This is a genomic window from Candidatus Limousia pullorum (genome assembly GCF_057405065.1).
Genome location: NZ_CM171614.1, coordinates 909,689 through 932,895 on the forward strand (window position 1 = coordinate 909,689; position 23,207 = coordinate 932,895).

The following is a 23,207-nucleotide window of genomic DNA, read 5'->3' on the forward strand; positions in this document are numbered from 1 at the left end:
GTTATCAACATTCCGCCTTTTCAATGTGGAAAACTTTTTAAAACGGAGATGAAAATATGGCTGAAAATAAAAAGAATATGACAAACGAAAACGGCGAGGACGGAATAATAGTTCTCACAAACGACTTGGGCGAAGATGTAGAATTTTTCTTCTTGGACTGCATCGAGCTTAGAGGCGAGGAATATATTGTTCTTATAGAGAATAATGACGAGGCAGACCAGGTTGTTATCCTCAAAATCGAAAGCGTTGACGATGAGCACGAAAACTATGTAGGTATCGACGACGACGACCTTCTCATGGAAGTTTTCGACCTTTTCAAAGAGAGAAATAAGGACACTTTTGGCTTTGAAGAATAAAAAATCAGACGAAAGTCTTGACAAATTATAAAAATTCAATATAATAGTGATTAACAAACAAAATATCCCGTTTAAAGACTGTGAAGGGAACAAGACATAGTGTCACAATTCAGAGAGTCGGTGGTTGGTGCGAACCGATATTGTAATCTGTGTGTATAGCTCATCCCGGAGTTTTCTGTCCAAAAGCATTTTATGTAATTAAAACAGAACGGCAGACACCGTTATATGTCGGACTTTGTTGGAAGTCGCAGAGGAACGCACCGTGAGGTGTGTTTGAATCAGGGTGGTATCACGGATTTTTTTCGTCCCTTTTTACGGGACGATTTTTTTGTTTATAAAAAAATTCGGAGGTTTTCAAAATGAAAAATTCATTTCACAAGTACATTCCATTTCAGCAGATAAATTTGCCGGACAGACAGTGGCCAAACAAGGTTATCGAAAAAGCACCAATCTGGTGCAGCGTTGACCTGCGTGACGGCAATCAGGCTCTTATCGACCCCATGAATCTTCAGGAAAAGCTGGAGTTCTTTCACGCTCTCTGCGATATGGGATTTAAAGAAATTGAAATCGGCTTCCCATCAGCCTCAGAAACCGAGTACGAAATTTGCCGTGAGCTTATAGAGGGAAATCACATTCCAGACGACGTTACAATTCAGGTTCTTGTTCAGGCAAGAGAGCACTTGATTAGAAAGACGTTTGAAGCCATCGAGGGCGCAAAAAATGTAATCGTTCACTTCTATAATTCCACCTCAACATTACAGCGCAAGGTTGTTTTCAAAACTGATATGGACGGCGTAATCGACATAGCCGTAAAGGGCGCAAAGCTTGTAAAAGAGCTTACAGAACAGTATCAGGGCGATACAAATATCCGCTTTGAGTATTCACCGGAAAGCTTCAGCGGCACAGAAATGGACAACGCTGTTGAAATCTGCGCAAGAGTTATGGAGGAGCTTGGCGCAACCAAAGAAAATCCTGTTATCCTCAATCTGCCAAACACTGTTGAAATGTGCACAGCAAACACATACGCAGACCAGATTGAATATTTTATAAAGCACCTGCCAAACAGAGAGGCAGCAATTATCAGTATTCACCCGCATAACGACAGAGGCTGCGGCGTAGCAGCTTCCGAGCTTGCTCTTCTCGCAGGAGCAGAGAGAGTGGAAGGAACACTCTTCGGCAACGGCGAAAGAACAGGTAACCTGGATATCGTTACAATGGGACTTAACATGTACACCCAGGGAGTTGACCCTGAGCTTGATTTCAGCAATCTTCCTAAGTACAAGGAGATTTACGAAAGATGCACAGGCATGAAGATAAACGAACGTCAGCCATACATCGGCGAGCTTGTTTTTACAGCTTTCTCCGGTTCTCACCAGGACGCAATCAACAAGGGTATGAAGTACATGAAGGATACCGACTCCGACTACTGGGAGGTTCCTTATCTGCCTATCGATCCTGCGGACGTTGGCAGACAGTACGAGCCTATCATCAGAATCAATTCTCAGTCCGGCAAGGGCGGCGCCGCATTTGTTATGAACCACAACTTCGGCTTTGACCTTCCAAAGAAAATGCATCCTGAGTTCGGTGCATTGGTTCAGGCAGAATGTGAGCGTGTTGAAAGAGAGCTCACCTCAAAAGAGCTGTACAAAGTATTTGAGGACAACTACATCAACCACAAGAAGAAATACGATCTCCTTGAGCATAAGCTCTACGACGAAAACGGCGACAAGGTTACATTCACAGGAACAATCAGAATGGACAACATTGAAGGCCACGACATCGCCATTACCGGAACAGGAAACGGTCCTATCGACGCATTCTTTAATGCACTCAAGGGCGTTGGCATTAACAATTACGAGTTCATGTCCTACAGCCAGCACGCTATTTCCTCCGGTTCAGACTCAAAGGCTGTGTCCTACATTCAGCTTAAAACACCAAGAGGCAACGACATTTTCGGTGTCGGCATAGACCACAACGTAAACTTCGCCTCAATCCTCGGTGTCCTCAACGCCATAAACCGCTCAGAGGCTTAATTTTTATATCCGACCTGTATTTTTTATATCCGCCTTGCAGGACTTTGATTTAGAAATAAACATCGTTACAAGGCGGGCGAAACCTTTTGCTTAGTCTTTGGAATGGCTCGCTCTCGGTTAGGTTTGATTATTTTATTTCCGCCTTGCAAAGGTTTGGTTTAGAAATAAACGTCGTTTCAAGGCGTGCGAGACCTTTTGCTTAGTCTTTGGAATGGCTCGCTTTAATGTAACTTTTTATTTGATTTATTCTTTTAAAGAACTATATAATATGTAAAACACCCCCATGACTACAAATCATGGGGGTGTTTTTAGTGTATAGAAGGATAAAGTATAAAAGGATTATTTAAAATTAAGCGGTTTCCGTATTTAAATCTGCGTAACCTTTAGAATATGCATTTTCATTTACTGAGCTTAACAGAGCCATAACATTTTCAAAGTTATCATTTATAACTATATCCAAGCGGATAAGCTTATGATATTTGTCAAAGGCAGTGATATAGATTTTACCTTTTGCGTCGGAGTCGCTTTCATCCATGTCCTTATTATTATATATATCTGTTTTCAAAGCCTCAAGCATTTTATCCATATCAGAAAAGTTTTCCTGATTAACAAGTATTCCGGTATCGGTTTCATAATCCAAATACTCAAGAGAAATAATTTCCGTAAAACGGTCAACATAATTTGAAATAATCTTGTAATCGTAAAGTCTTGAGGTTACAAAATCAGCAAGCATATTCTGAACTTCTCCGGAAAGTTCTCCGTATTCGTATTCCCTTGTAATATGGCGTCCATTGTTGAGAGTGTAATTTAATTTTATGTTGTAAAACCTGTCATTATCGTCCATGCTTATAATAGCCCTGTTGGAGCTGTCAAAATTATATGGGAAATCATATATATTACTCAAGTTATCAACAATTTCCTGATGGATTTCGATTACATCCTCGATTGTTTCCTTGTCGTCAAAGGTTGTATACCTGTCAACATTGTTGTAACCGGTGTTGGTATCTTCGTCTATAGTGTAAAGACTGTAGCCGCCCTCTGAATCATAGAGATATATGCCTACGCTTTTAACGTCTTCTGCTTTCGGAACATTGGAAACATATCCGAACCAACCCGTAATAAGGGGAATATAGAACACAGAAATCAGCACGATTGCACATGCAAACTGCAAAAGACTTCTTGAATATCCCTTTGTTCCTCTTGCGTAGATAATGTGCAGAAGGAATGTGACACAGAATGCGCCGATAACTGCTCCTGCCAAAAACCAAAGATAGAACATATCAGAAGAGTAGGAGAGAACGCTGAAAAGCAATCCCAGAGCAACTCCGCCAACAAAGCCGGCTACTATCTTGATTATTATTGCAGGCATATTAAAGGCAAAGGCGTTTTGTGCTGATTCGGTGCGTCTGCGCTTTATAAGGAATATGCTTCCGGCTGTGCAGAGAACCGTAAACAGCAGCCACCAGCCTGTGTGTATGAATTGATAGGAGGTGAACTGGTCTAAGTCACCGAGAAAAGTTCCCATATAGTGGGACACAAAAGGCACAAGAGCGGTCAGCAATGTCATGCTGATATCCAAAGGAACATATCCGGGGAGAACAAGTGTCGGCAAATAATAAACCAGCGCCCATGCTATAGGATAAATCATGGAAATTACACAATAAGAGATAATGCCGTCAATTGTTGTTCCGCAGCAAACTGAAAGTAAAGCCACGAAAGATATGTTACTGAGTATTGCAAGAATAAGCATCATAAGACTTGCGAAAAATGAACTCAAGTCTATTGTTGTAACCTGTATCAAAAGTCCTATAAAAGAGATTAAAATAACAGGGACAATGCTCATAACCGCAGAAGCCAAATACTTTGAAACAAACATGTTTCGCCTTGTCATAGGGAAAGAAAAATACCAGTCAACACTTGTTTTCTTTTGCATATAGGCGAAATTTATAAAAGATATAATCACGGAAAAAGATACAGCCACAGTGGAGAAAAATGCGTTGTACATTATAAAGCCCGTGTCGTTGCCCTCAAATGTCATGGGGACTTTGCTTGTTATACAGAATACCGCCATCATGGGGAAAGAAAGAAACAGAAGTATAGTGTATATAAGCAAAGTGTATTTGTATTTCTTTACAGTCCAGCCCATAAGAGAAATACAGCGGTTAAAAGCTGTGTACTTATTTGATGTTTTCGATGTCATAACCTGCCACCTCCATTTCGCACATAAATATTTCCTCAAGAGTGAGGGGCAGGGATTCCATAAATATAGGTTCCTGCGCTTTGATTATTTTTTCAATATCTTCCTTGTTTCCCTTGGCGGTGAAGCTTATGAGGTTTCCGCTTCTCTTGATGTTCAAAATTTCAAGACCGCCGATAATTTCATTCTGGTCAAAGTCCCTGTCAAAAGCTGCATGGAACTTGTGAACCTGTGTTTTTATCTCGTCCACATCGTCCTCAACAACAAGGTTGCCCCTGTGGAGAAAAGCAATGTGGTCGCAGATATCCTCAAGCTCTCTCATGTTGTGAGAAGCGATGATAACAGACATACCCCTGTCGCTTACGTCATTTATTATAAGCTGTTTTACAAGCCTGCGTATTACAGGGTCAAGACCGTCGAAAATCTCGTCAAGTAAAAGATACTTGGGCTTTGCGGAAAGGGCTAAAATCAAAGAAGCCTGTCTTTGCATACCCTTAGACATATTTATGAGCTTTCCTCTTCTGTCGATAGGGAATATGGAGCAAAGTCTTAAATAGGTTTCCTCACTCCATCCGCTGTAGATTTTGCTTAGAAGATTTGAAGCGTTGTCCAGGGTTGTTCCGTTGTAGAAAAAGGGAACGTCAGCCACGAAATAAACTTGGTCTTTAAGCTGAGGATTTTCAAAAATCGGTTTGCCGTCAATCAAAACATCTCCCGCTGTCGGCTGGTAAACACCGGAAATTGTCCTCAAAAGGGTGGATTTTCCGCTTCCGTTAGAGCCTACCAAAGCAAAAACAGAGCCGTCGCCCACCTGAAAATTAAGTTTTTTCAGGGCAAAATTTTTCTCAAAAGCTTTAGAAAGATTTTTTATCTCAATCATAATAACCCTCCGTTTCTCAAAGCCTTGTCAAGTATCTCGGTGATTTCTTTCCTGCCTGCGCCGCATTCTATTGCAGTGCCGATAGATTTTTCAACTACACGCAAAGCGTTTTTCTTTCGCTCTTCAAATTTGTCCACATTGGGAGAAACAAAGCTTCCCCTGCCAACGGTGGAATATATGTAGCCGTCCTTTTCAAGCATCTGATAAGCCTTTGTCACGGTGTTTGGATTTATTCCCAGCTCCGACGCCACCGAGCGTATAGGCGGCAGCTTTTCATTGGGAGCCAAAACCCCGTGGGATATTAAGTTAACAGCGCTTAAATAAATCTGTTCATAAAGAGGCTGTCTTGCCATAAAGTCCACAGAAAACATAACATCACCATCCTTTCCCGATTTTTGATGACTAATTGTACTGTATCATCTAATACAATTATACACGGTGGCCAATACAATGTCAAGGGTTCTCATGAAAAAGTCTTATAATTTTTCTCTTGCAAAGCATAATCGGTTATGTTAACATTATAATAATTATATATATGCTTTTTATTATATTTTTTAAAGGAGGATACTATGGGAGTAAAATATGCAAATGACCTTCATGGAATTATTACTGCCTTTAAGGCGGCTCCTCTTGACGGAAATGATCTTGACAAATTTTACTGTGAAACAATGGAAACAAGAACAGGAGATAAGTATTCATCTCCTATACAAGATATTTACGAAGCCTGCAAAATGCCCTCGGACAGAAACGCCTTTCTGCTTTTAGGACACAGAGGAAGCGGAAAAAGCACAGAGCTTAACCGCATGGCTGAAAAGCTGAGAACGGAGGGTTATTATGTGGAATCTGTGCAGTGCGCTTTAGACTTGGATTTAAACAATATTATATATACAGACCTGCTTATACTTATGGGCAACGCCCTTTTAAAAATTGCTGAGGAACATGACTGTGAATTGGGTAATGACCTTGAGGAAAGAATAGTAAAATACTGGACTGTTGAAGAAGAAAAATGTCAGGAAATCAGCGCCGGGTCAAATGTAGCTTTGTCCGGTGGAATTTCTGCCGATACAAAAGGAAAACTCTTTTTATTAAATATTTTGAATTTCATGGTTTCTTTGAAAAGCGATTTGAAATTTAACGAAGAAACAAGGACAGTGTACAGGGAAAAGGTTTCAAGACGTGCCAGCGAATGGATAAATATAATGACGGAGATTGCCGATACGCTGACTGAATATAACGACCAGAAACAGCCTATAGTCATTTTCGAGGAATTAGATAAGCTCAATTCCGAGGATGCGAGAAAAATCTTCTACAATCATCCCGCAATTCTTTCCGGAGTTTCCTTTCCTATAATCTATACCATCCCTATTTACATGTCATATGAAACAATGTTCGGCTCTTTGGACGGATATTTTGAAGCGAAAACCTTTCCTATGATAAAGGTGAAGAAGATAGATGGCACTGAAAACGACGAAGGAATTGAAGCCATTGAGAAAATTGTTGAAAAAAGAACGGATTTAAACCTTTTTGAAGCTGATGTTTTGAAATATATTATCAAGAAAACAGGTGGGTCGATTAGAGATTTGTTTTCTATCATCGTTTCAGGCGCAACCAGAGCTATGCGCAGGCAAGCTGAAACTATATCAATGGAGGATGTATCAATAGCTTTGGAACAGCTTAAAACCTCACTTACCAGAAGAATAGACAGCAGACATTATGAATTTTTGGCAAAAATATATTCCGATAAAAATTACAGGGAACAGATTTCCGATAAAAAAATGCTTTTGGAAATGCTTCAGGCAAGCGTTGTCCTTGAATACAACAGCAAACGCTGGCACGATGTTCACCCTCTTGTGGGGGAATTTTTAGAGGAACAGGGATTTATAAACAGGTAATGCGTAATGAAAACTGATAACAGCTATTCATATTACTGTCTTGGAAATATACTGAATAACGCAGACGACGGATTTTATCTTTTGATAGCTTCCCCCGCTATGCAAAGCGAAGTCATAGAGCACTATTCCTCAACTCCCGTTGCAGTGGTAGACTGTACACAGTGGGACGGAGAATACTCTATAAAAAATATTGAAAAATTTGTTTCCGGCAATCCCAACGCTTCTGCTTATTTCTTCAAAAATTTTCAATCCCTTTTTTTTCAAAAAGACAAAAGAGAAAATACAGTAAAGCGATTTAATTTCAGCAGGGATATGCTGAACTCTATGGGTAAGGTGTTTGTTTTCTGCCTTACAAAGGAAGCTGACGATTTTCTCAGTAAAAACGCTTATGACTTTTATTCTTATGTTCGCCTTACCATGACCTTTGAGGACATTATTCCTGCAAAGGAATTTTCAACGGAGTTTTCGTCCGAGGCAGACAGGATAACAGACAGAAGTACAGGTGAAAACACTGATGTAACTATAGACTACAACCAAAGCAGGGAAAAGCTTTTGGCTCTTGCGATTACCCTCAGAAACAGAGGAAAAAGACTTGTCAAAGAGTATAGGCTGTCCGACGGAGAAAAAATCCTAAACTACGCCTTGGAAATAAGGGAAAAGCTTTTAGGAGAGGACAATCCTGACACTGCAAATGTGTATGAGGACTTGTCCGAAGTTTATGATAAGCAGGGGCGTTACGGTGATGCTTTGAAAGCCGCAGAAAAAGCTTTAAGGATAAAGGAAAATACTTTAGGAAAACACAATTCATTAACCGCTGGCACATACAACAACATAGCCGGTGTGTATGAAGATCTTGGCGAATACGAGAAAGCTTTGGAGTTTTATTATAAAGCTTTGTATATAAGAGAAAAACAGCTGGGAGAAAATCATCCCTCAACCGCTGCGACATACAACAATATAGCCGGTGTGTATAAAACTCTGGGCGAATACGAGAAAGCCTTGGAGTTTTGTTATAAAGATTTAAGTATCAGTGAAAAACAGCTGGGAGAAAATCATCCCGATACCGCTACGACATACAACAATTTAGCCACTGTGTATGATGATATGGGCGAATATGAGGAAGCTTTGGAGTTTTTCTATAAGGCTTTGAAAGTAATAGAAAAACAGTTGGGAGAAAATCATCCCTCAACCGCTGCGACATACAACAATATAGCCGGGGTGTATTATCATATGGGCGAATATGAGAAAGCTTTGGGGTTTTACTATAAAGATTTGAAGATAAGCGAAAAACAGCTGGGAGAAAATCATCCCTCAACCGCTACAACATACAACAATATAGCCGGGGTGTATAAAGCTCTGGGCGAATACGAGAAAGCCTTAGAGTTTTACAACAAAGCTTTGTATATAAGAGCAAAACAGCTGGGAGAAAATCATCCCGATACCGCTACAACATACAACAATATAGCCGGGGTGTATAAAGCTCTGGGCGAATACGAGAAAGCCTTAGAGTTTTGCAACAAAGCTTTGTATATAAGAGAAAAACAGCTGGGAGAAAATCATCCCGATACCGCTGCGACATACAACAATTTAGCTACTGTGTATGATGATATGGGAGAATATGAGAAAGCTTTGGAGTTTTACAATAAAGCTTTGGAAATAGTGAAAAAACATCTGGGAGAAAATCATCCATCAACTGTCACAGTAAGAAATAACTTTGACTTATTAAGAAAAAAAATCAACGAAAACCCATAAAAATAACCGGTGCGCAGAAAGCGTGCCGGTTATTTTGCTGTAATAAAGGGGAAAAACCGGCCACTATGTGACCGGTTTTGATTTATAATGTTATCGAGTTAATCGTATAAGGCTTTATTATTCTTCTGTCTCTTCTGCTTTCTCAGCGTTTGCCTTAGCAACCTTAGCGTCGCCCATATCATCGAACAAGTTAAATCTGAAGAGCTTTGACTCGTCTTCTTTGTTCTCGCAGATGATGTAAGCTTCTGAAATCTTACCGCCTTCGATGAGCTGTGTCAAGCCAACAAGCTGGCAAAGTTTGCTCTTAAGATTGAGATGATCTCCCTCACGTGTGATCAAGTACACATTACCTTTGCAAGTGTCAAGCACGGCGAGGAACTCAGCAACATTAACATCATGTAAACTAATTGTAGGTGTCATAATAATTTTCCTCCTTAAATGTTTCGTGCTGCCATTTACCATTTGGCAATTTAATCTATACCGAAGATAGATTTTTATATTCATCGGTAGTCAAGCGGACTCTTTACTTGACACCTACATTATATCCATACGAACCGTAAATGTCAACAACTTTTTTCTTACAACTTTGTAAATTTTGCGAATTGAACATCCTATTTAAGCGGTTAAAAATTGAATTTTTTGTATAATTTGCACATAATATTTGATGATGAAATCGTTTCCAGAACTTGGGCTCTCTTGAATTTTGGTAAAAATATACTTTTATAAAAACTTAGGAACAATACAAATATTATAATTGCCGAATTTGAATTTTTACTTGTTTGTAATCATTTTTTTGAGGATAAAAAAATCCCATATTCCCGTAAAAATATGTTTTTATATTCTATTTTCTTAAAAACATTGTTAAATTCACAGACCTCATGTATAATAAGGGTAAATGATATTTCAGAATCTGAAAAGGAGAGTTACTATGCTTAACGAGCAATTCAAAATTTTTAAAAGCGGAACAGATATCCGAGGTGTTGCCAGCGAAGGCGTTGAGGGTCAGAGCGTAAACCTCACTGATGAGATGGTTTACAAAATGGCTGACGGATTTGTGCTTTGGCTTTCAAAGAAGCTTTCAAAGAAAGCCGAAGACCTTACAATTTCCGTTGGACGTGACAGCCGTATTTCAGGCCCTCGTATTGTGGCTTCCGTTACAAAGGCATTTACAGATGACGGAGTAAAGGTTCTTGACTGCGGACTTGCTTCAACACCTTCTATGTTTATGACAACTGTTGACCTGAAGTGCGACGGCGCTTTGCAGATTACCGCAAGCCACCACCCATTTAACAGAAACGGCTTGAAGTTCTTTACCCGTGACGGCGGACTTGAGGCAAGCGACATCGAGGAAATCCTCACCTATGCTCAGGAAAATGAAACACCTGAGAAAATCGGCGGCGGTACAGTTACCACTACAAACTACATGAAGCAGTATTCAAAAAATCTCCGTGATATGATTTGCAGAGAGGTAAACGCAGAGGATTACGAGCATCCTTTAAAAGGATATAAAATCGTTGTTGACGCAGGAAACGGCGCAGGCGGTTTCTATGCTTCAAAGGTTTTGGAGCCTTTGGGCGCAGACACAACAGGAAGCCGTTATCTTGACCCGGACGGAATGTTCCCTAACCACGTTCCAAACCCTGAAAACGAAGAAGCTATGCAGTCAATCTGCGAAGCCGTTAAGGAAAGCAAAGCAGACCTTGGCGTTATTTTTGATACAGACGTTGACCGTGGCGGAGCCGTTGACAGTTCAGGCAACGAGATAAACAGAAACCGTCTTGTAGCAGTGGCTTCCGCTATTGCTCTCGAGGGCAACGACGGCGGCACAGTTGTTACCGACTCTATCACATCATCAGGACTTAAAACCTTTATAGAAGAAGATTTAAAGGGCAAGCATTACCGTTACAGAAGAGGCTATAAAAATGTAATCAACAAGGCATTAGAGCTTAACGCTCAGGGAATAAACTGTCCTCTTGCCATTGAAACCTCAGGACATGCCGCTATGCGTGAGAATTATTTCCTGGACGACGGCGCATATCTCTGCACAAAGATAATCATCAAAATGGCTCAGCTTAAACAGCAGGGCAAAGAGCTTGAGGATTTGACAGCGTCCCTCAAAGAGCCTGTTGAGTCAAAGGAAATCCGTTTCAAAATCAAAGAAAAGGATTTCAGAGAGTACGGCGAAAAGGTAATTGCAGACCTTGAAAAGTACGCAGAAGCTCAGGAGGGCTGGAAAATTGCCGACGACAACCGTGAGGGAATCCGTGTTTACTTTGACAAGGACAACGGCGACGGCTGGTTCTTACTCCGTCTTTCTGTTCACGATCCGATAATGCCTCTCAACATCGAAAGCGACACAAAGGGCGGCGTTGACATAATCTTCAACCAACTCAACACCTTCCTTTCCCGTTATTTTTGATTCCGACCTGCATAGGTTAATCTAATCTTTAGGTTCAGCACAGGTCGGGCGAAACCTTTATTTTTATCTCCGCCTTGCAGGACTTCGTTTAAAAAATAAACATCATTACAAGGCGGGCGAGTTTTTTATCTCCGCCTTGCAGAACTTCAGCTTGGAAATAAACGTCGTTTAAAGGCGGACGAGACCTTTTCCGTAGTCTTGGGAATGGTTCGCTCTCGGTTGGGTTTTATTTATATTTGAATTGTTACAGCCATGGTTTATTTATCAAACCATGGCTGTTTTTTATTTTTCTTATATAGAAATATAATTCGTGAGTGCGGATGTTTTAATCCGATCCTGCGAGGTATTTTGTTTAAACCAATCCTTTTTTCACCTTACAGGTGAAGTTGTTGGTTTCTATTTTAAATACAAGTGTTTTATCAACCACCGCTTTTTCGCCGCTCATATCGAAATATCTTCCGGTTTGGGCGTACATAAGCTTATTGAGAGCGTCGATTTTTTCGTCTGTATCGGAAATAACCTGTGGATTTCCCCAGCCGATTATACTTTTATAGGCGTAAGTGTAGCCGCTGGCCTTTTCGGCGGCTATGAGTTTGTGGCCGCAGTCCATTTCAAAGCAAACAGTTTCGCCTTTTTTAATTCCGTCGGTTTTTCTGCCCTCAAGGGCGCTGTGAAAATAAAGTGTTAAATTATTTTCCTTAATTTCATAGCCGAAGTTCATGGGAACAATATAGGGAACACCGTCACAGCACAGAGAAATTCTGCAAACCTTACATTCCTTTAAAATATCTTCAATTACATTTATGTCTTTTTCTTCAAGATTTTTTCTTCTCATATTATCTCTCTTTCAATATCCCTGCATTTTTGAAATAGCCACCACAATATTTGTTTTTACAACCTTAACCAAGGTAAACAGAGAAGCAAGAATAACGCTTCTTGTTTTATAGTCCAGATTTTTAAAGGATTTTAAAATTGTCTTTGAATTTTCAAACCAGTTTTCCGTCAGCTGGCCTATGGTTTTGGCGTCGGTTCTGTCGAAAATTTCAAAAATAGCATCAATAGCCTTTTGTCTTTCTTCAAAGGACATCTTATCCATCCAGCTTTTTATTGTGCTGTCAAAAAACATACTGCTTTTTGTGGCTGATTTAATATGCTTAAAGCTTTTGCCTACGATTTCCCATGAATATATATCGTGCTGCATAAAGCCCATTTGATTGCTTTTGATAATTTCGTATTTTGCATCGTTGTAGAAAAGCATACCAACTATAGAGGACTGGGGAACATAGCGGTAAACCAGCTTCATAACATTCTTTTCTTCAATTTCCTTAAATACCTTTTCGGTAAATCCCGGAGAATCGTGGCAGTAAATGGCTTTTACTCTGTCTGCGTTTTGCTGTTCACAGTTTGCCACGGCATAAATTGCGATTGTGCCGCCCTTCGAGTGACCGCCGGTTATTATATCACCTTTTGTGTTTTCGCATATATAGTTGAAATATCTTACACCCTCCTGCTGTGAGGGGATAACAGGAAGAAAACTCATGTTCAAGTCCTCTTTCCAGCCAAGAAAAGTGTCGTCTGTTCCACGAAAAGAAATAAAAATCTGACCGTTTCCCATGAATATGGTTATGGCGGCGAACTGCATTTCTCTGTGCGGATCAAGGATATTTTTATAGGCGCAAAGCTCCATTTTTTTAAATCTCTGGCTTTCCGCCATAGCAGCCATAAGGGGAACATCGTCGTGCCATAAAACTTTTTTGTATGGGTCACGGTATCTGTTTAAAAATTCCTTAAAAGCTCCCAAAACTGTTATTTTGTGGGTAACATGGCTGGATACGATGCTGTGAAAAGGTATATAAGATACCCTGGACAGCACAAGGCTGTCTATTTCATTAAAAGGCATTTCTTCCAGCGTCTTGTCTCCGTATTGGTAGATGTAATCTATTATATCTGCCATAACGCCACTTCCAATCTCATAATTTTTTTTATATACCTATACCGCCTCCATAATACATTTATAGTAATACACGGATTTGCAAAAATCAAGGTTTTGTTTCTTAAAAATAAATTAAAATTATAAAGGAATTAGGTGATGAAAAACGTATAAATATTGCAAGGAGGCGATAGATATGGATAACGGTGAAAGCAGCTGCCGCCGTTTTCTTCAGGGAGATAAATCAGCTTTCGACGATATATTAAAGGAGTACCGCCAAAGTCTTACCTTTTTCATCTACAGGTATATTAAAGACTATGACGAGGCGGAGGATATTGCTATAGATGTTTTTGTGGAATTTCTTGCCCATCCGAAAAAATACAACTTTAAAACCTCACTTAAAACATATCTTTTTATGATTGGGAGAAGCCGGGCTTTGGATTTTTTAAGACGAAGCAAAAAGCACAGAAAAGCCGACATTGAGGAGCTTGACAAAACAGCAGACAACAGCGGTTCTCTATGGGAGGAATTTATAAGGGGAGAGAGAAGCAGGGCTTTAAACGAAGCCATAAGCGGACTTCCTGAGGATATGAAAATAGCTGTGCATCTTGTGTATTTTGAGGGGCTTTCCTATGAGGAAACGGGAAAGGTAATGAAAAAATCGAGAAAGCAGATAGATAATCTCCTTTACAGGGCGAAAGGAAAGTTGAAAATTGCTTTGTCAGAAAAAGGAGTTGAGCTGTGATGAGAAATGACGAAGACTTTAAAAGGGAAGTTTTTAAACGATGGGAAGTGAAAGCAAGTCTTGAAAAAATGAGAAAAAGAAGAGCGCTGGGTTCTCTCTGTATTTTTTTGGTTGTCTGTGCTTTTGCTGTTCCCACGTTGCTGAATATGAACACTGTGCCTGAAAGCAACAATTCCATTGATAACGGAGTTGACGTGAGCGTAACCGTTCCGGAAAATGGTGAGGAATTTGCAACTGAGGAATCAGGTGACTGGCAGATTGAAGTGGATACAGGGGAGGCTGTAGAAGAACAGGACGGAAATGACGGAATAGTTTTAGAACCTACAGCGGAAATCAGCGACAAAACAAGCGGTGAAATAAGGACTGTTTCCTCAGAAAATATTATGGAGTTTTACAGCCTGATTGAAAGTGCCTATGACGCAGGTGACTATGAAGAAACGGAACATCAGGAAAGATATGTGATAACAATTTCAAGTTCCACGGGAGATGAAAACTATTTCCTGTCAGAGGACGGATACATAATGAAAAACAACGACGGACGTTGGAAAAAAATTCCCGATGATAAATTGCAGGAGATAATAAACTTTGTATAGGGGGGATGTTTTATGAAAAGAATAGCTTGTTTGTTTATGGCGGTTACTCTTTTGCTGGGACTGACAGCCTGTGAAAGCGGGGAAAAGAAAGACCTTACGTCGGATATAAATCCTCAGCAGGTTAAGGGAAAAGAAACAGATGAAAGCTTTGAAAAGATATACGCAGACTTTGCTGTAAAAAGCTTTAAAAATTTTACCGATAAAGAGAAAAACTCAATGATTTCCCCTGTATCAATAATGCTTGCCCTTTCAATGACCGCAAATGGGGCAGAGGGGGAAACCCTTGAGGAAATGAAAAATCTTCTTGCCGAGGGTTTGGAAACAGAAGAGCTTAATCAATACCTTTACACCCTTTCCGAAAAGCTCACTCAAGGGGAAAGCGCAATGAAAATTGCAAACTCTGTGTGGTTTAGGGATGATGAAAACCGCCTTCAGGTAAATGAGGATTTTTTGCAGACAGCGGCTGATTATTACAATGCTCAGATTTTTAAAGAGCCTTTCAATGAGCAGACATTAAATGACATAAACGACTGGGTAAAGAAAAACACAGACGGAATGATTGAAAAAATTCTTGATGAAATAGATATTGATACGGTGATGTACCTTATAAACGCCATAACCTTTGAAGCCCAGTGGGAGAGAATTTATTACGACACAGAAATATATGAGGGAACCTTTTACAACAGCGACGGAAGCGAAGCTCAAAGGGAGTTTATGTATTCCGAAGAAAACAAGTACATAAGCTTAAATGGCGCCGAGGGATTTATAAAGGATTACAAGGGAGGAAAATTCAGCTTTGCCGCCTTGCTCCCTCCTGAGAATATGGAAATTGATGAATTTATAGAGGGCTTAGAGGGTGAAACTTTGCTCAATGCATTTAAAAATTATGAAAATGAACCTGTGGTTGTAAATATGCCCAAGTTCTCCAGTGAATACGAAATAGAGCTTAAAGAACCTCTTATAGATATGGGAATGGTGAGAGCTTTCGACAGCGGAAAAGCAGAGTTTGAAAAGATGTGCACTTCAACCAGAGGAAATGTTTATATAAACCGTGTGGTTCACAAAACCTTTATAAATGTGGATGAAAAAGGAACAACCGCCGGAGCAGTCACAATGGTGGAAGCTAACGACGAAGGAGCAATACTGGGAAAAGAGGTAAAGCTCGACCGACCGTTTCTATATTTCATTATAGATAATGAAACAGGTATTCCTTTGTTTATGGGAAAAATATTAAATCTAACTTAAAAAACAGCATCAACGGTCATCCCGTTGATGCTGTTTTGCTGTGTCATTATTTAGATGTGGAAGTCTTTAAATATTTAATTGCTGATAAGGCGGCTTCTGCGCCCTCGCCTACAGCGGTGGCTATCTGCAATACTCCGCCAATGCAGTCGCCTGCGGCAAAAATTCCCGGTATCATTGTTGACTTGTCTTCGTTTACGGAAATTCTGTTGTTTTCTATCGGAAGTCCCAGCTTTCTTGCAAGCTCTCCGGCTCCCGCAGTTCCCAAAGCCACAAACACACCGTCAAGGGGATATATATTTCCGTCCTTTGTCTTTACGCCGGAAACCTTTTCCTCTCCCTGTATTTCCTCAACTGGTGAGGTTACAATGTTTATATCCTCGGGGAAATAAGCGGTTATCTCTTTGCCGTCTGTGAAAACTGTTATGGAATTTACAACACCTTTCAGCGCCATAGCTTCGTGAAGTGCATATTCGCCGCTTCCGAGTATGCCGACATTTTTTCCTCTGTAGAAAAATGCGTCGCAGACTGCGCAGTAGCTGACGCCCTTTCCTTCAAGTGTATCAATACCCTTGATTTTTGCTGTGCTGCGCTTGTTGCCGGTGGCTATAATCACGGCTTTTGCTTCATAGCGGTTTGACTGGGTTGTAACGGTGAAATTTTCCATCCACTCTATCGATACAACCTCTTCCTTTGCAAAAGAGGCTCCCAGATTTTCTGCCTGGATTCTGCCCTTTTCCAAAAGCTCTTTTCCGGAAATAACTCCGCCTGTGCCGAAATAGTTTTCTATTTTGTCTGTCTGCTGGAGAGCGCCTCCGTCCTTTCCTATTATAAGGGTGTTGAGATTTGCTCTCAGTGTGTAAAGAGCCGCCGAAATTCCGGCAGGTCCGGCTCCTATAATTATTATGTCATACACGGCGCTCACTCCTATTTAATTAGTATATGATTAAAGCATTCCGAGAATTTTCTGCTTCGGAACAACGCCTACGGACTGGTTTACTACCTGACCGTTTTTAATTACCACAAGTGTTGGAATACTCATAACTCCGAAGGATGCGGCAAGGTCGCCCTCTTCGTCAACATTTATTTTTCCAACCTTAATCTGAGGGTTTTCCTCTGCGATTTCATCAACAACCGGTGAAAGCATTCTGCATGGACCGCACCATGATGCCCAGAAGTCAAGAAGAACCGGCTTGTCGGATTTTAAAACTTCATTTTCAAAATTGTTCTGTGTGATTGTTAATACTGACATATTTATCGCTCCTTATATTGGTTTTGTTTTATTACTGTTATGATTATATTTTTTAAATTGTTTATTCAGTTTTTTACTGTAATTATATAATACACGCATAAGGCAAAAAAATCCAGTGATTTAATCACAAAAGGAATTATTTTAAAGACACTATCCGAATAAGTATTTACAGAAAAAGGAAATTGTAATGATTTGTTTACAAAATAACTACATTAAAGTGTTTATATATGTTGCTAATAAATCTCCTTTTGTTTGTAATCTTTTTGTAATATTTCATGTGCTAAAAAGGTATTTTGTGCATGTAGTAGAGTTTTTTCAGCTGAAATAGGCCGATATTCTACGTTTAATACAGAGAAAAACAGACTTAAGTGTTGACAAAATTGTTACCGGTGTTGTATAATACAAGTGCTTAGGATGACGTGCTTAGAATAGCAAAAATTAAGGAGGATAAAAATCATGTCTAAGAAAATTATGAGCGTAATGCTCGCAATCTTCATGCTGGCATCTCTCTGTGTTGTTGGTCTTACATCAGCAAACGCAGCAGATATGTATAATCCTGGTTACAGAATGACAGGTGAGACAGGCGGCAACAATTACGCAGAAGCTGGTGATACAATCACCGTTACACTTTCAGTAGATACAAACGATCGCTATTCAATCAATGCTCAGATGGAGCTTTTCTATGATAGCACAAAGTTGCAGTTTGTTGAGGATACTGAAGATGTATTGTGGCCAAATCTTTATGTTCCAGGTAACTCTTTTGTTTACAACTTTAACTACTCAGCAGCAGATGCACCTTTTGCAAAGGGTATCCACTTCAACTATTCTATACTCAAGGGTCTTGACTTGTCTAACGGCAAGGAAATGATGTATCAGTATACATTTAAGGTTCTTGAAGATGTTAACAACCTTGACGAGTTGTTCTGCCAGGAATTCCACGTATTCAGCTTGTATGATGCAGCCGGCAAGCCAACACAGGGCGATCCTTACACAGATGTTGTTGCAGAGGATAATTCCGGTTTGACAGACGGCGTTACAGCTTCTTTGGTAATCGCTGGCGGTTCACAGGAGCCAACAGATCCTACAGATCCAACTGACCCAACAGATCCTACAGATCCAACTGACCCAACAGATCCAACAGATCCTACAGATCCTACAGATCCAACTGACCCAACAGATCCAACAGATCCAACAGATCCTACAGATCCTACAGATCCATCTGAGTCAACAGATCCTACAACAGAGACAACAGATGCTACTGAGGCAACAACAGCAGATGGCACAACATCTACAACAGCTCCGGCAACAACTGAGAAGCCAGAAGCTCCTCAGACAGGTGAAGCTTCAACAGCAGTTGCTCTCATGGTAGTTGCTATCATGGCTGCAGGCTTTGTAATCTTCGCTAGAAAGAAAGCTACAAAATAATTGATTTCTAAGTAAGTACATATATTAAGTTAAAACTTAATTGCTTTTTGATGATTTGCCCCTCGGATTTTCCGAGGGGTTTTCTTTTATAAAAAATAACAGGGCGCATTTATTATATGACGCCCTGTTGCTTTTTATTATTCGTTTGTAATGGGAACTATATATAACTTCGACAGATAAAAAATAAACGGCAGTTTTTAACTGCCGTTTATTGGTGGGCCATCAGGGACTCGAACCCCGGACCGACCGGTTATGAGCCGGTTGCTCTAACCAACTGAGCTAATGGCCCTTAAACTCACTGGTTAAGTTACCTTTAGTATTATATCAGCAATGATGTTGTTTGTCAAGAGATTTTTTAAACTTATAGTTATTCGCCTAAAATTCTCGAGGCGTTTCCGTTCATTATAAGCTCTGTTTCCTCGGCTGATAAATTAAGGTCTTTTATTCTTCCTATTTCACCGAAAGCATTCCACATTGGAAAATCTGTTCCGAAAAGAATACGCTCTGCGCCGTATTCGTGAATAAGCTCACGGCTTCTTTTTCTGCCTAAATACATGGTAGAGCTTGAGCAATCCAAATAGCAATCCCTGTCCACAAGGTATTCAGCTGCCAAATCCCACAGGCTCCAGCCTCCGAAGTGAGCGGCAATAACAGTAAGACCCGGGAAGTTGTCCAAAACTCTGGCAAGGCGTTCCGGTCTTGAATATCCGTAACGATAGTCGCCGCAGTGGAAAAGAATAGGAAGCTTTCCACGTATCATATCGTAAACCTTGAACATTTTTTCCTCGTCAATATTTATATGCTGGGTGTCGGGATGAATTTTAATGCCTTTTAAACCAAGGGAAATCATTCTTTCAATTTCGGCTTCCGGATTTTCCATTTCGGAATGAATTGTGCCGAAACCCACAAGTTCTTTGTGTTCATTGCACAGTGAGGAAACATAATTGTTTATGCTTTGAACCTGAGAGGGAACAGTGGCAACCCCCAGAACCACCGCACGGTCAATGCCTGCCTTTTGACAGTCTGTTAGCAGTGACTGGATAGAACCATCCATTTCCATTTTAATGCCGTAATATCCGCTTACAGATTCTATGGCTTTTTTTGCGATGTTGTCCGGATAAACATGGGTATGGAAATTTGTAATCATAAAATCTAACCTCCTTTTCAGTAAAGTAAATCTTTTATAATTATAAACCTCAAATTATTCGTTGTCAAATTATCACAGCCATGATATAATAACGGAAAAGCCTCAATTTTTAGAATATATTGAAAAGGGGAAATGACTTATCGCACAGGTAAAACCATTCAGAGGATTACGTTTTGATGTGGAAAAAGCAGGAGATATAGGAAAGCTTTGCTGTCCTCCTTATGACATTATAAGCGACAGCGAAAGAGAGGGATTTATAAAAGAAAATCCTTACAACATTATCAGACTTGAGCTTCCAAAGGGCGAAAACCCCTATGAAGAGGCAAAAGAAACTTTAAACAGCTGGCTTGAAAAGGGAATTTTAAAGAGAGATGAAAAACCGGCTATTTATGTTTATGAGGAAGAGTTTGACCATAAAGGAAAGAGAGTATGCATCAAAGGTCTTATTCTCTGCCTGAAGCTGGAGGAGTTTTCAAAGGGTATAGTTTTGCCTCACGAGTTTACACTTTCAAAGGCTAAAGAGGACAGATTGAACCTTATGAAAGCCACAAACTGCAACTTTAGCCAGATATACGGACTTTATATAGACGACACCCACACAACAATGAATACAATAGAAAAGAAAACCAAGGAGATGGAGTGTCAGGAGTTTACAGACGGTCAGGGAATTACCCACAGACTTTGGACTGTAACAAGCCCTTCTGTAATCGAGAAGATTGTGTCTGATTTTAAGGACAGAAAAATCTATATTGCCGACGGTCATCACCGTTATGAAACAGCTCTCAACTATAGAAATTACTGCCGTGAAAATGGTCTTGCAAAAGAGGGCGACGGCGTTGACTATCAGATGATTTTCCTTGCCGATATGGATCATCCGGGACTTAAAGTTTTCCCAACACACAGACTTGTAAGAGATCTTGAAAACTTTGACGAGGAAGCATTCCTCAAAAAATGTGAGGAAAACTTCAAGGTTATGGACTGCGAGGATATTTCCACAATGGAAAATACGCTTCACGACCTTTTCCGTGACAACAGAAAGGCTTTCGGATATGTGGGAAAGACAAACAAAATTCTCATGCTGAAAAATGCTTTTAACCTTGATAAAATGCTGCCTGATATGAGCAAGCCCACAAGAGAGCTTGACGTTACAGTTCTTCACAGTCTTATCCTTGAAAACATTCTCGGTATAGATAAAGAGAATATGGCAAATCAGATAAACCTCACCTATACAAAGATTTTTCAGGAGGCTGTTGATGGTGTTAGTGATGGCAAATTCCAGTGCGCATTTATTTTGAACCCAACAAAGGTTACACAGATTCGTGACGTTGCCCTTGCAGGAGAAAAAATGCCCCAGAAATCAACCTATTTCTATCCAAAGATGATAACAGGTATGGTTATGAACATGCTTGAGGACTGATAAAGATAGTTTTATCTTGACAATATTACATTAAACTGATATAATAACAAACAGATTAACGGTATTATGAAGGGGCACACCACCTCGGGTGTGATTTCTTTGTGATACCGTTTTTTTGCAAGTGACAACAAAAGGAGGCGTTTTTGTGGTAAAAATTAACGGTCAGCCGGCAGAGGCTGCGGGAAAAACAGTTGCTCAGATTGTTGAGGAACAGGGCTTGAATGTTCAGCGAGTGGCTGTTGAATTAAACGGAGATATAGTAAAACGCAGTGACTTTGACAAGGTTGTAGTCAAAGAGGATGACTCCATGGAAATAGTAAATTTTGTGGGCGGCGGCTGATATGACAAGGGAAGAATATTTTAACGCTTTGATAGAACGCCACGGAAAAGAAGCCCAGGAAAAATTTTCAAATGCCGCAGTTGGAATTGCGGGACTGGGGGGACTTGGTTCAAATATCGCCTTTTTTCTTGCAAGGCTGGGAATAGGAAAGCTTGTCCTTGCGGATTTTGATAGGGTGGATGTGACAAACCTCAACCGCCAGCAGTACCGTGTTGCGGATTTGGGAAGATATAAAGCGGAAGCTTTGAAAGAACAGCTTTTAGGAATAAACCCGTACTGTGTGTACGAAACACATTCCGTAAAGCTGACTGAGGAAAATATTCCGGAGATTTTTTCGGAATGTGACATAATCTGCGAAGCCTTTGACAAAGCCGACCAGAAAGCTATGATAACCGAAACGGTGCTTTCCGATATGAAAAATGTGATTTTGGTTTCAGGTTCCGGAATGGCGGGAACCGACAGCGCCAATAAAATCACCACAAGAAAGGTTATGAGCCGTTTTTATCTCTGCGGAGATGAGAAAAGCGATATAGCAGACGGCTGCGGACTGATGGCACCAAGAGTTGCAGTATGCGCCGCACACCAGGCAACAGCGGTTATGAAATTGATTTTGGGACAATCGCCGGTGTAATACGTTGTGTCATTCAATGAAAAATAAAGTCCAACCGTATGGACAGATTAACAACAAACACTATTGAAGGCGAGCGATTCCAAAAAACTAAAGAAAAGGTCTCGCCCGACCTGTGCAGACGTTTATTTGTAAAAAGAACCTTTGCAGGTTGGAAATAAAAAATAAGGAGAATGAGAAAAATGAATAATGATAAATTGATACTCGGAGGACATGAATTTAATTCACGTTTTATTTTGGGCTCAGGAAAATATTCCCTTGACCTTATAAAGGCGGCTGTTGAGAATGCCGGAGCAGAGATTATAACACTTGCATTAAGACGTGCAACTGCCGGAACAGATAACATCCTTGACTTTATACCAAAGGGCGTAACACTTTTGCCTAATACAAGCGGCGCAAGAAACGCTGAGGAAGCAATTAGAATTGCAAGACTTGCAAGAGAGTGCGGCTGCGGAGATTTTGTTAAGATTGAGATTATGAGAGATTCAAAATACCTGCTTCCTGACAACTACGAAACAATAAAGGCAACTGAGGTTTTGGCTAAGGAAGGCTTCATCGTTATGCCTTATATGTATCCGGATTTGAACGTGGCAAGAGATTTGCAGAACGCCGGCGCCGCTTCAATCATGCCTTTGGGCGCTCCTATCGGTTCAAATAAGGGTATCTGCACAAAGGAATTTATTAAAATCCTTATAGATGAAATTGACTTGCCGATTATCGTTGACGCAGGTATAGGCAGACCTTCTCAGGCTTGTGAGGCTATGGAGATGGGCGCCGCCGCAGTTATGGCAAATACCGCAATCGCTACAGCAGGAGATATCGCCGCAATGGCAGAGGCTTTTAAAAAGGCAATAGAAGCAGGAAGAACAGCTTACCTTGCAGGCCTTGGCAGAGTAATTGAAAAAGGTGCGGTTGCTTCCTCACCTCTTACAGGATTTTTGGGCGAATAATTTTCAAGG

General features: G+C 40.3%; 22 protein-coding genes, 1 tRNA gene and 1 other annotated feature. Of the genes, 13 read left to right on the forward strand and 10 right to left on the reverse strand.

The genetic code is table 11. The annotated features are described in order from the left end of the window. The first annotated feature begins 56 nt into the window (after window positions 1-56). Together CGICJO_RS03915 and leuA are read left to right on the forward strand one after the other, a co-directional pair. Window positions 57-356, forward strand: coding sequence for a DUF1292 domain-containing protein (locus tag CGICJO_RS03915; protein ID WP_486499711.1), 300 nt, complete (start codon window positions 57-59; stop codon window positions 354-356). Between the two features lie 71 nt (window positions 357-427). Then, window positions 428-669, forward strand: a binding site (T-box leader). 46 nt (window positions 670-715) lie between these two features. Further along, window positions 716-2,389 carry a 2-isopropylmalate synthase gene (gene leuA, locus CGICJO_RS03920; protein WP_486499712.1) on the forward strand — a complete coding sequence of 558 codons (1,674 nt, stop codon included), beginning with the start codon at window positions 716-718 and terminating at the stop codon, window positions 2,387-2,389. 349 nt (window positions 2,390-2,738) lie between these two features. Here the strand turns inward: leuA and CGICJO_RS03925 are convergent, their stop codons facing one another. From CGICJO_RS03925 to CGICJO_RS03935, 3 genes are read right to left on the reverse strand one after another with little or no spacing between them, the layout of a single operon-like run. Next, the gene (locus CGICJO_RS03925; RefSeq protein ID WP_486499713.1) at window positions 2,739-4,589 is read right to left on the reverse strand and encodes an ABC transporter permease; all 1,851 of its coding nucleotides are present in this window, start codon (window positions 4,587-4,589) and stop codon (window positions 2,739-2,741) included. Then, window positions 4,567-5,466: an ABC transporter ATP-binding protein gene (locus CGICJO_RS03930; RefSeq protein WP_087378749.1), complete on the reverse strand. Its 900-nt coding sequence runs from the start codon at window positions 5,464-5,466 to the stop codon at window positions 4,567-4,569. The genes CGICJO_RS03925 and CGICJO_RS03930 overlap by 23 nt, the downstream gene beginning before the upstream one ends. Then, window positions 5,463-5,837, reverse strand: a complete 375-nt coding sequence (locus CGICJO_RS03935; RefSeq protein ID WP_486499714.1) for a GntR family transcriptional regulator — start codon at window positions 5,835-5,837, stop codon at window positions 5,463-5,465. The genes CGICJO_RS03930 and CGICJO_RS03935 overlap by 4 nt, the downstream gene beginning before the upstream one ends. 198 nt (window positions 5,838-6,035) lie before the next feature. Here CGICJO_RS03935 and CGICJO_RS03940 point away from each other — a divergent pair, with 198 nt between their 5' ends. Together CGICJO_RS03940 and CGICJO_RS03945 are read left to right on the forward strand one after the other, a co-directional pair. Then, complete coding sequence (locus tag CGICJO_RS03940) at window positions 6,036-7,358, forward strand: ATP-binding protein (protein ID WP_486499715.1); 1,323 nt, start codon at window positions 6,036-6,038, stop codon at window positions 7,356-7,358. A gap of 6 nt (window positions 7,359-7,364) precedes the next feature. Then, on the forward strand, window positions 7,365-9,110 hold the full coding sequence (locus CGICJO_RS03945; RefSeq protein WP_486499716.1) for a tetratricopeptide repeat protein: 1,746 nt from the start codon (window positions 7,365-7,367) through the stop codon (window positions 9,108-9,110). A gap of 117 nt (window positions 9,111-9,227) precedes the next feature. Here the strand turns inward: CGICJO_RS03945 and CGICJO_RS03950 are convergent, their stop codons facing one another. Next, a complete protein-coding gene (locus tag CGICJO_RS03950) occupies window positions 9,228-9,530 on the reverse strand; it encodes a hypothetical protein (protein WP_486499717.1) in 303 nt (100 codons plus the stop codon). Window positions 9,531-10,038: 508 nt separating this feature from the next. Between CGICJO_RS03950 and CGICJO_RS03955 the strand changes: the two genes are divergently transcribed. After that, window positions 10,039-11,529 (forward strand): phosphohexomutase domain-containing protein, encoded by a 1,491-nt coding sequence (locus tag CGICJO_RS03955; RefSeq protein ID WP_486499718.1) that lies wholly within the window; start codon window positions 10,039-10,041, stop codon window positions 11,527-11,529. Window positions 11,530-11,881: 352 nt separating this feature from the next. On the opposite strand, the gene CGICJO_RS03960 is transcribed toward CGICJO_RS03955, so the two are convergent. Both CGICJO_RS03960 and CGICJO_RS03965 read right to left on the reverse strand, forming a co-directional pair. Next, window positions 11,882-12,364: a pyridoxamine 5'-phosphate oxidase family protein gene (locus CGICJO_RS03960; RefSeq protein ID WP_087378759.1), complete on the reverse strand. Its 483-nt coding sequence runs from the start codon at window positions 12,362-12,364 to the stop codon at window positions 11,882-11,884. A gap of 12 nt (window positions 12,365-12,376) precedes the next feature. Beyond that, the gene (locus CGICJO_RS03965) at window positions 12,377-13,483 is read right to left on the reverse strand and encodes an Mbeg1-like protein (RefSeq protein ID WP_486499719.1); all 1,107 of its coding nucleotides are present in this window, start codon (window positions 13,481-13,483) and stop codon (window positions 12,377-12,379) included. Window positions 13,484-13,655: 172 nt separating this feature from the next. Here CGICJO_RS03965 and CGICJO_RS03970 point away from each other — a divergent pair, with 172 nt between their 5' ends. The 3 genes from CGICJO_RS03970 to CGICJO_RS03980 are packed head-to-tail and all read left to right on the forward strand — an operon-like array spanning window position 13,656 to window position 16,042. Then, window positions 13,656-14,204 carry an RNA polymerase sigma factor gene (locus CGICJO_RS03970; RefSeq protein WP_486499720.1) on the forward strand — a complete coding sequence of 183 codons (549 nt, stop codon included), beginning with the start codon at window positions 13,656-13,658 and terminating at the stop codon, window positions 14,202-14,204. Then, window positions 14,204-14,797 (forward strand): hypothetical protein, encoded by a 594-nt coding sequence (locus CGICJO_RS03975; protein WP_486499721.1) that lies wholly within the window; start codon window positions 14,204-14,206, stop codon window positions 14,795-14,797. Before CGICJO_RS03970 ends, CGICJO_RS03975 begins: the two co-directional genes overlap by 1 nt. A gap of 12 nt (window positions 14,798-14,809) precedes the next feature. Then, entirely contained in the window at window positions 14,810-16,042 is a 1,233-nt protein-coding gene (locus CGICJO_RS03980) for a serpin family protein (protein WP_486499722.1), read from the forward strand. Window positions 16,043-16,088: 46 nt separating this feature from the next. On the opposite strand, the gene CGICJO_RS03985 is transcribed toward CGICJO_RS03980, so the two are convergent. Both CGICJO_RS03985 and trxA read right to left on the reverse strand, forming a co-directional pair. Beyond that, window positions 16,089-16,955, reverse strand: a complete 867-nt coding sequence (locus CGICJO_RS03985; RefSeq protein ID WP_486499723.1) for an NAD(P)/FAD-dependent oxidoreductase — start codon at window positions 16,953-16,955, stop codon at window positions 16,089-16,091. Between the two features lie 30 nt (window positions 16,956-16,985). Beyond that, complete coding sequence (trxA, locus tag CGICJO_RS03990; RefSeq protein WP_486499724.1) at window positions 16,986-17,291, reverse strand: thioredoxin; 306 nt, start codon at window positions 17,289-17,291, stop codon at window positions 16,986-16,988. A gap of 456 nt (window positions 17,292-17,747) precedes the next feature. On the opposite strand from trxA, the gene CGICJO_RS03995 reads away from it, so the two are divergent. Next, a complete protein-coding gene (locus CGICJO_RS03995; RefSeq protein WP_486499725.1) occupies window positions 17,748-18,716 on the forward strand; it encodes an LPXTG cell wall anchor domain-containing protein in 969 nt (322 codons plus the stop codon). Window positions 18,717-18,928: 212 nt separating this feature from the next. Here CGICJO_RS03995 and CGICJO_RS04000 read toward each other — a convergent pair. After that, a tRNA-Ile gene (locus tag CGICJO_RS04000) sits at window positions 18,929-19,005 on the reverse strand. Window positions 19,006-19,083: 78 nt separating this feature from the next. After that, window positions 19,084-19,863, reverse strand: a complete 780-nt coding sequence (locus CGICJO_RS04005; protein ID WP_087378775.1) for an amidohydrolase family protein — start codon at window positions 19,861-19,863, stop codon at window positions 19,084-19,086. Window positions 19,864-20,002: 139 nt separating this feature from the next. On the opposite strand from CGICJO_RS04005, the gene CGICJO_RS04010 reads away from it, so the two are divergent. The 4 genes from CGICJO_RS04010 to CGICJO_RS04025 all read left to right on the forward strand — a co-directional run bounded on the left by CGICJO_RS04010 (window position 20,003) and on the right by CGICJO_RS04025 (window position 23,198). Next, the gene (locus CGICJO_RS04010) at window positions 20,003-21,280 is read left to right on the forward strand and encodes a DUF1015 domain-containing protein (protein WP_087378777.1); all 1,278 of its coding nucleotides are present in this window, start codon (window positions 20,003-20,005) and stop codon (window positions 21,278-21,280) included. Window positions 21,281-21,425: 145 nt separating this feature from the next. Next, a complete protein-coding gene (thiS, locus tag CGICJO_RS04015) occupies window positions 21,426-21,620 on the forward strand; it encodes a sulfur carrier protein ThiS (protein WP_087378779.1) in 195 nt (64 codons plus the stop codon). A gap of 1 nt (window position 21,621) precedes the next feature. Beyond that, window positions 21,622-22,251, forward strand: coding sequence for a sulfur carrier protein ThiS adenylyltransferase ThiF (gene thiF / locus CGICJO_RS04020; protein WP_087378781.1), 630 nt, complete (start codon window positions 21,622-21,624; stop codon window positions 22,249-22,251). A gap of 179 nt (window positions 22,252-22,430) precedes the next feature. After that, window positions 22,431-23,198 (forward strand): thiazole synthase, encoded by a 768-nt coding sequence (locus CGICJO_RS04025; protein WP_087378783.1) that lies wholly within the window; start codon window positions 22,431-22,433, stop codon window positions 23,196-23,198. Window positions 23,199-23,207 lie beyond the last annotated feature (9 nt).

What these genes read in the sequence shown, in the direction of transcription:
- CGICJO_RS03915 (WP_486499711.1), top strand. Translation starts at nt 57, where the DNA reads ATGGCTGAAAATAAAAAGAATATGACAAACGAAAACGGCGAGGACGGA.
- leuA (WP_486499712.1), top strand. Translation starts at nt 716, where the DNA reads ATGAAAAATTCATTTCACAAGTACATTCCATTTCAGCAGATAAATTTG.
- CGICJO_RS03925 (WP_486499713.1), bottom strand. Translation starts at nt 4,589, where the DNA reads ATGACATCGAAAACATCAAATAAGTACACAGCTTTTAACCGCTGTATT.
- CGICJO_RS03930 (WP_087378749.1), bottom strand. Translation starts at nt 5,466, where the DNA reads ATGATTGAGATAAAAAATCTTTCTAAAGCTTTTGAGAAAAATTTTGCC.
- CGICJO_RS03935 (WP_486499714.1), bottom strand. Translation starts at nt 5,837, where the DNA reads ATGTTTTCTGTGGACTTTATGGCAAGACAGCCTCTTTATGAACAGATT.
- CGICJO_RS03940 (WP_486499715.1), top strand. Translation starts at nt 6,036, where the DNA reads ATGGGAGTAAAATATGCAAATGACCTTCATGGAATTATTACTGCCTTT.
- CGICJO_RS03945 (WP_486499716.1), top strand. Translation starts at nt 7,365, where the DNA reads ATGAAAACTGATAACAGCTATTCATATTACTGTCTTGGAAATATACTG.
- CGICJO_RS03950 (WP_486499717.1), bottom strand. Translation starts at nt 9,530, where the DNA reads ATGACACCTACAATTAGTTTACATGATGTTAATGTTGCTGAGTTCCTC.
- CGICJO_RS03955 (WP_486499718.1), top strand. Translation starts at nt 10,039, where the DNA reads ATGCTTAACGAGCAATTCAAAATTTTTAAAAGCGGAACAGATATCCGA.
- CGICJO_RS03960 (WP_087378759.1), bottom strand. Translation starts at nt 12,364, where the DNA reads ATGAGAAGAAAAAATCTTGAAGAAAAAGACATAAATGTAATTGAAGAT.
- CGICJO_RS03965 (WP_486499719.1), bottom strand. Translation starts at nt 13,483, where the DNA reads ATGGCAGATATAATAGATTACATCTACCAATACGGAGACAAGACGCTG.
- CGICJO_RS03970 (WP_486499720.1), top strand. Translation starts at nt 13,656, where the DNA reads ATGGATAACGGTGAAAGCAGCTGCCGCCGTTTTCTTCAGGGAGATAAA.
- CGICJO_RS03975 (WP_486499721.1), top strand. Translation starts at nt 14,204, where the DNA reads ATGAGAAATGACGAAGACTTTAAAAGGGAAGTTTTTAAACGATGGGAA.
- CGICJO_RS03980 (WP_486499722.1), top strand. Translation starts at nt 14,810, where the DNA reads ATGAAAAGAATAGCTTGTTTGTTTATGGCGGTTACTCTTTTGCTGGGA.
- trxA (WP_486499724.1), bottom strand. Translation starts at nt 17,291, where the DNA reads ATGTCAGTATTAACAATCACACAGAACAATTTTGAAAATGAAGTTTTA.
- CGICJO_RS03995 (WP_486499725.1), top strand. Translation starts at nt 17,748, where the DNA reads ATGTCTAAGAAAATTATGAGCGTAATGCTCGCAATCTTCATGCTGGCA.
- CGICJO_RS04005 (WP_087378775.1), bottom strand. Translation starts at nt 19,863, where the DNA reads ATGATTACAAATTTCCATACCCATGTTTATCCGGACAACATCGCAAAA.
- thiF (WP_087378781.1), top strand. Translation starts at nt 21,622, where the DNA reads ATGACAAGGGAAGAATATTTTAACGCTTTGATAGAACGCCACGGAAAA.
- CGICJO_RS04025 (WP_087378783.1), top strand. Translation starts at nt 22,431, where the DNA reads ATGAATAATGATAAATTGATACTCGGAGGACATGAATTTAATTCACGT.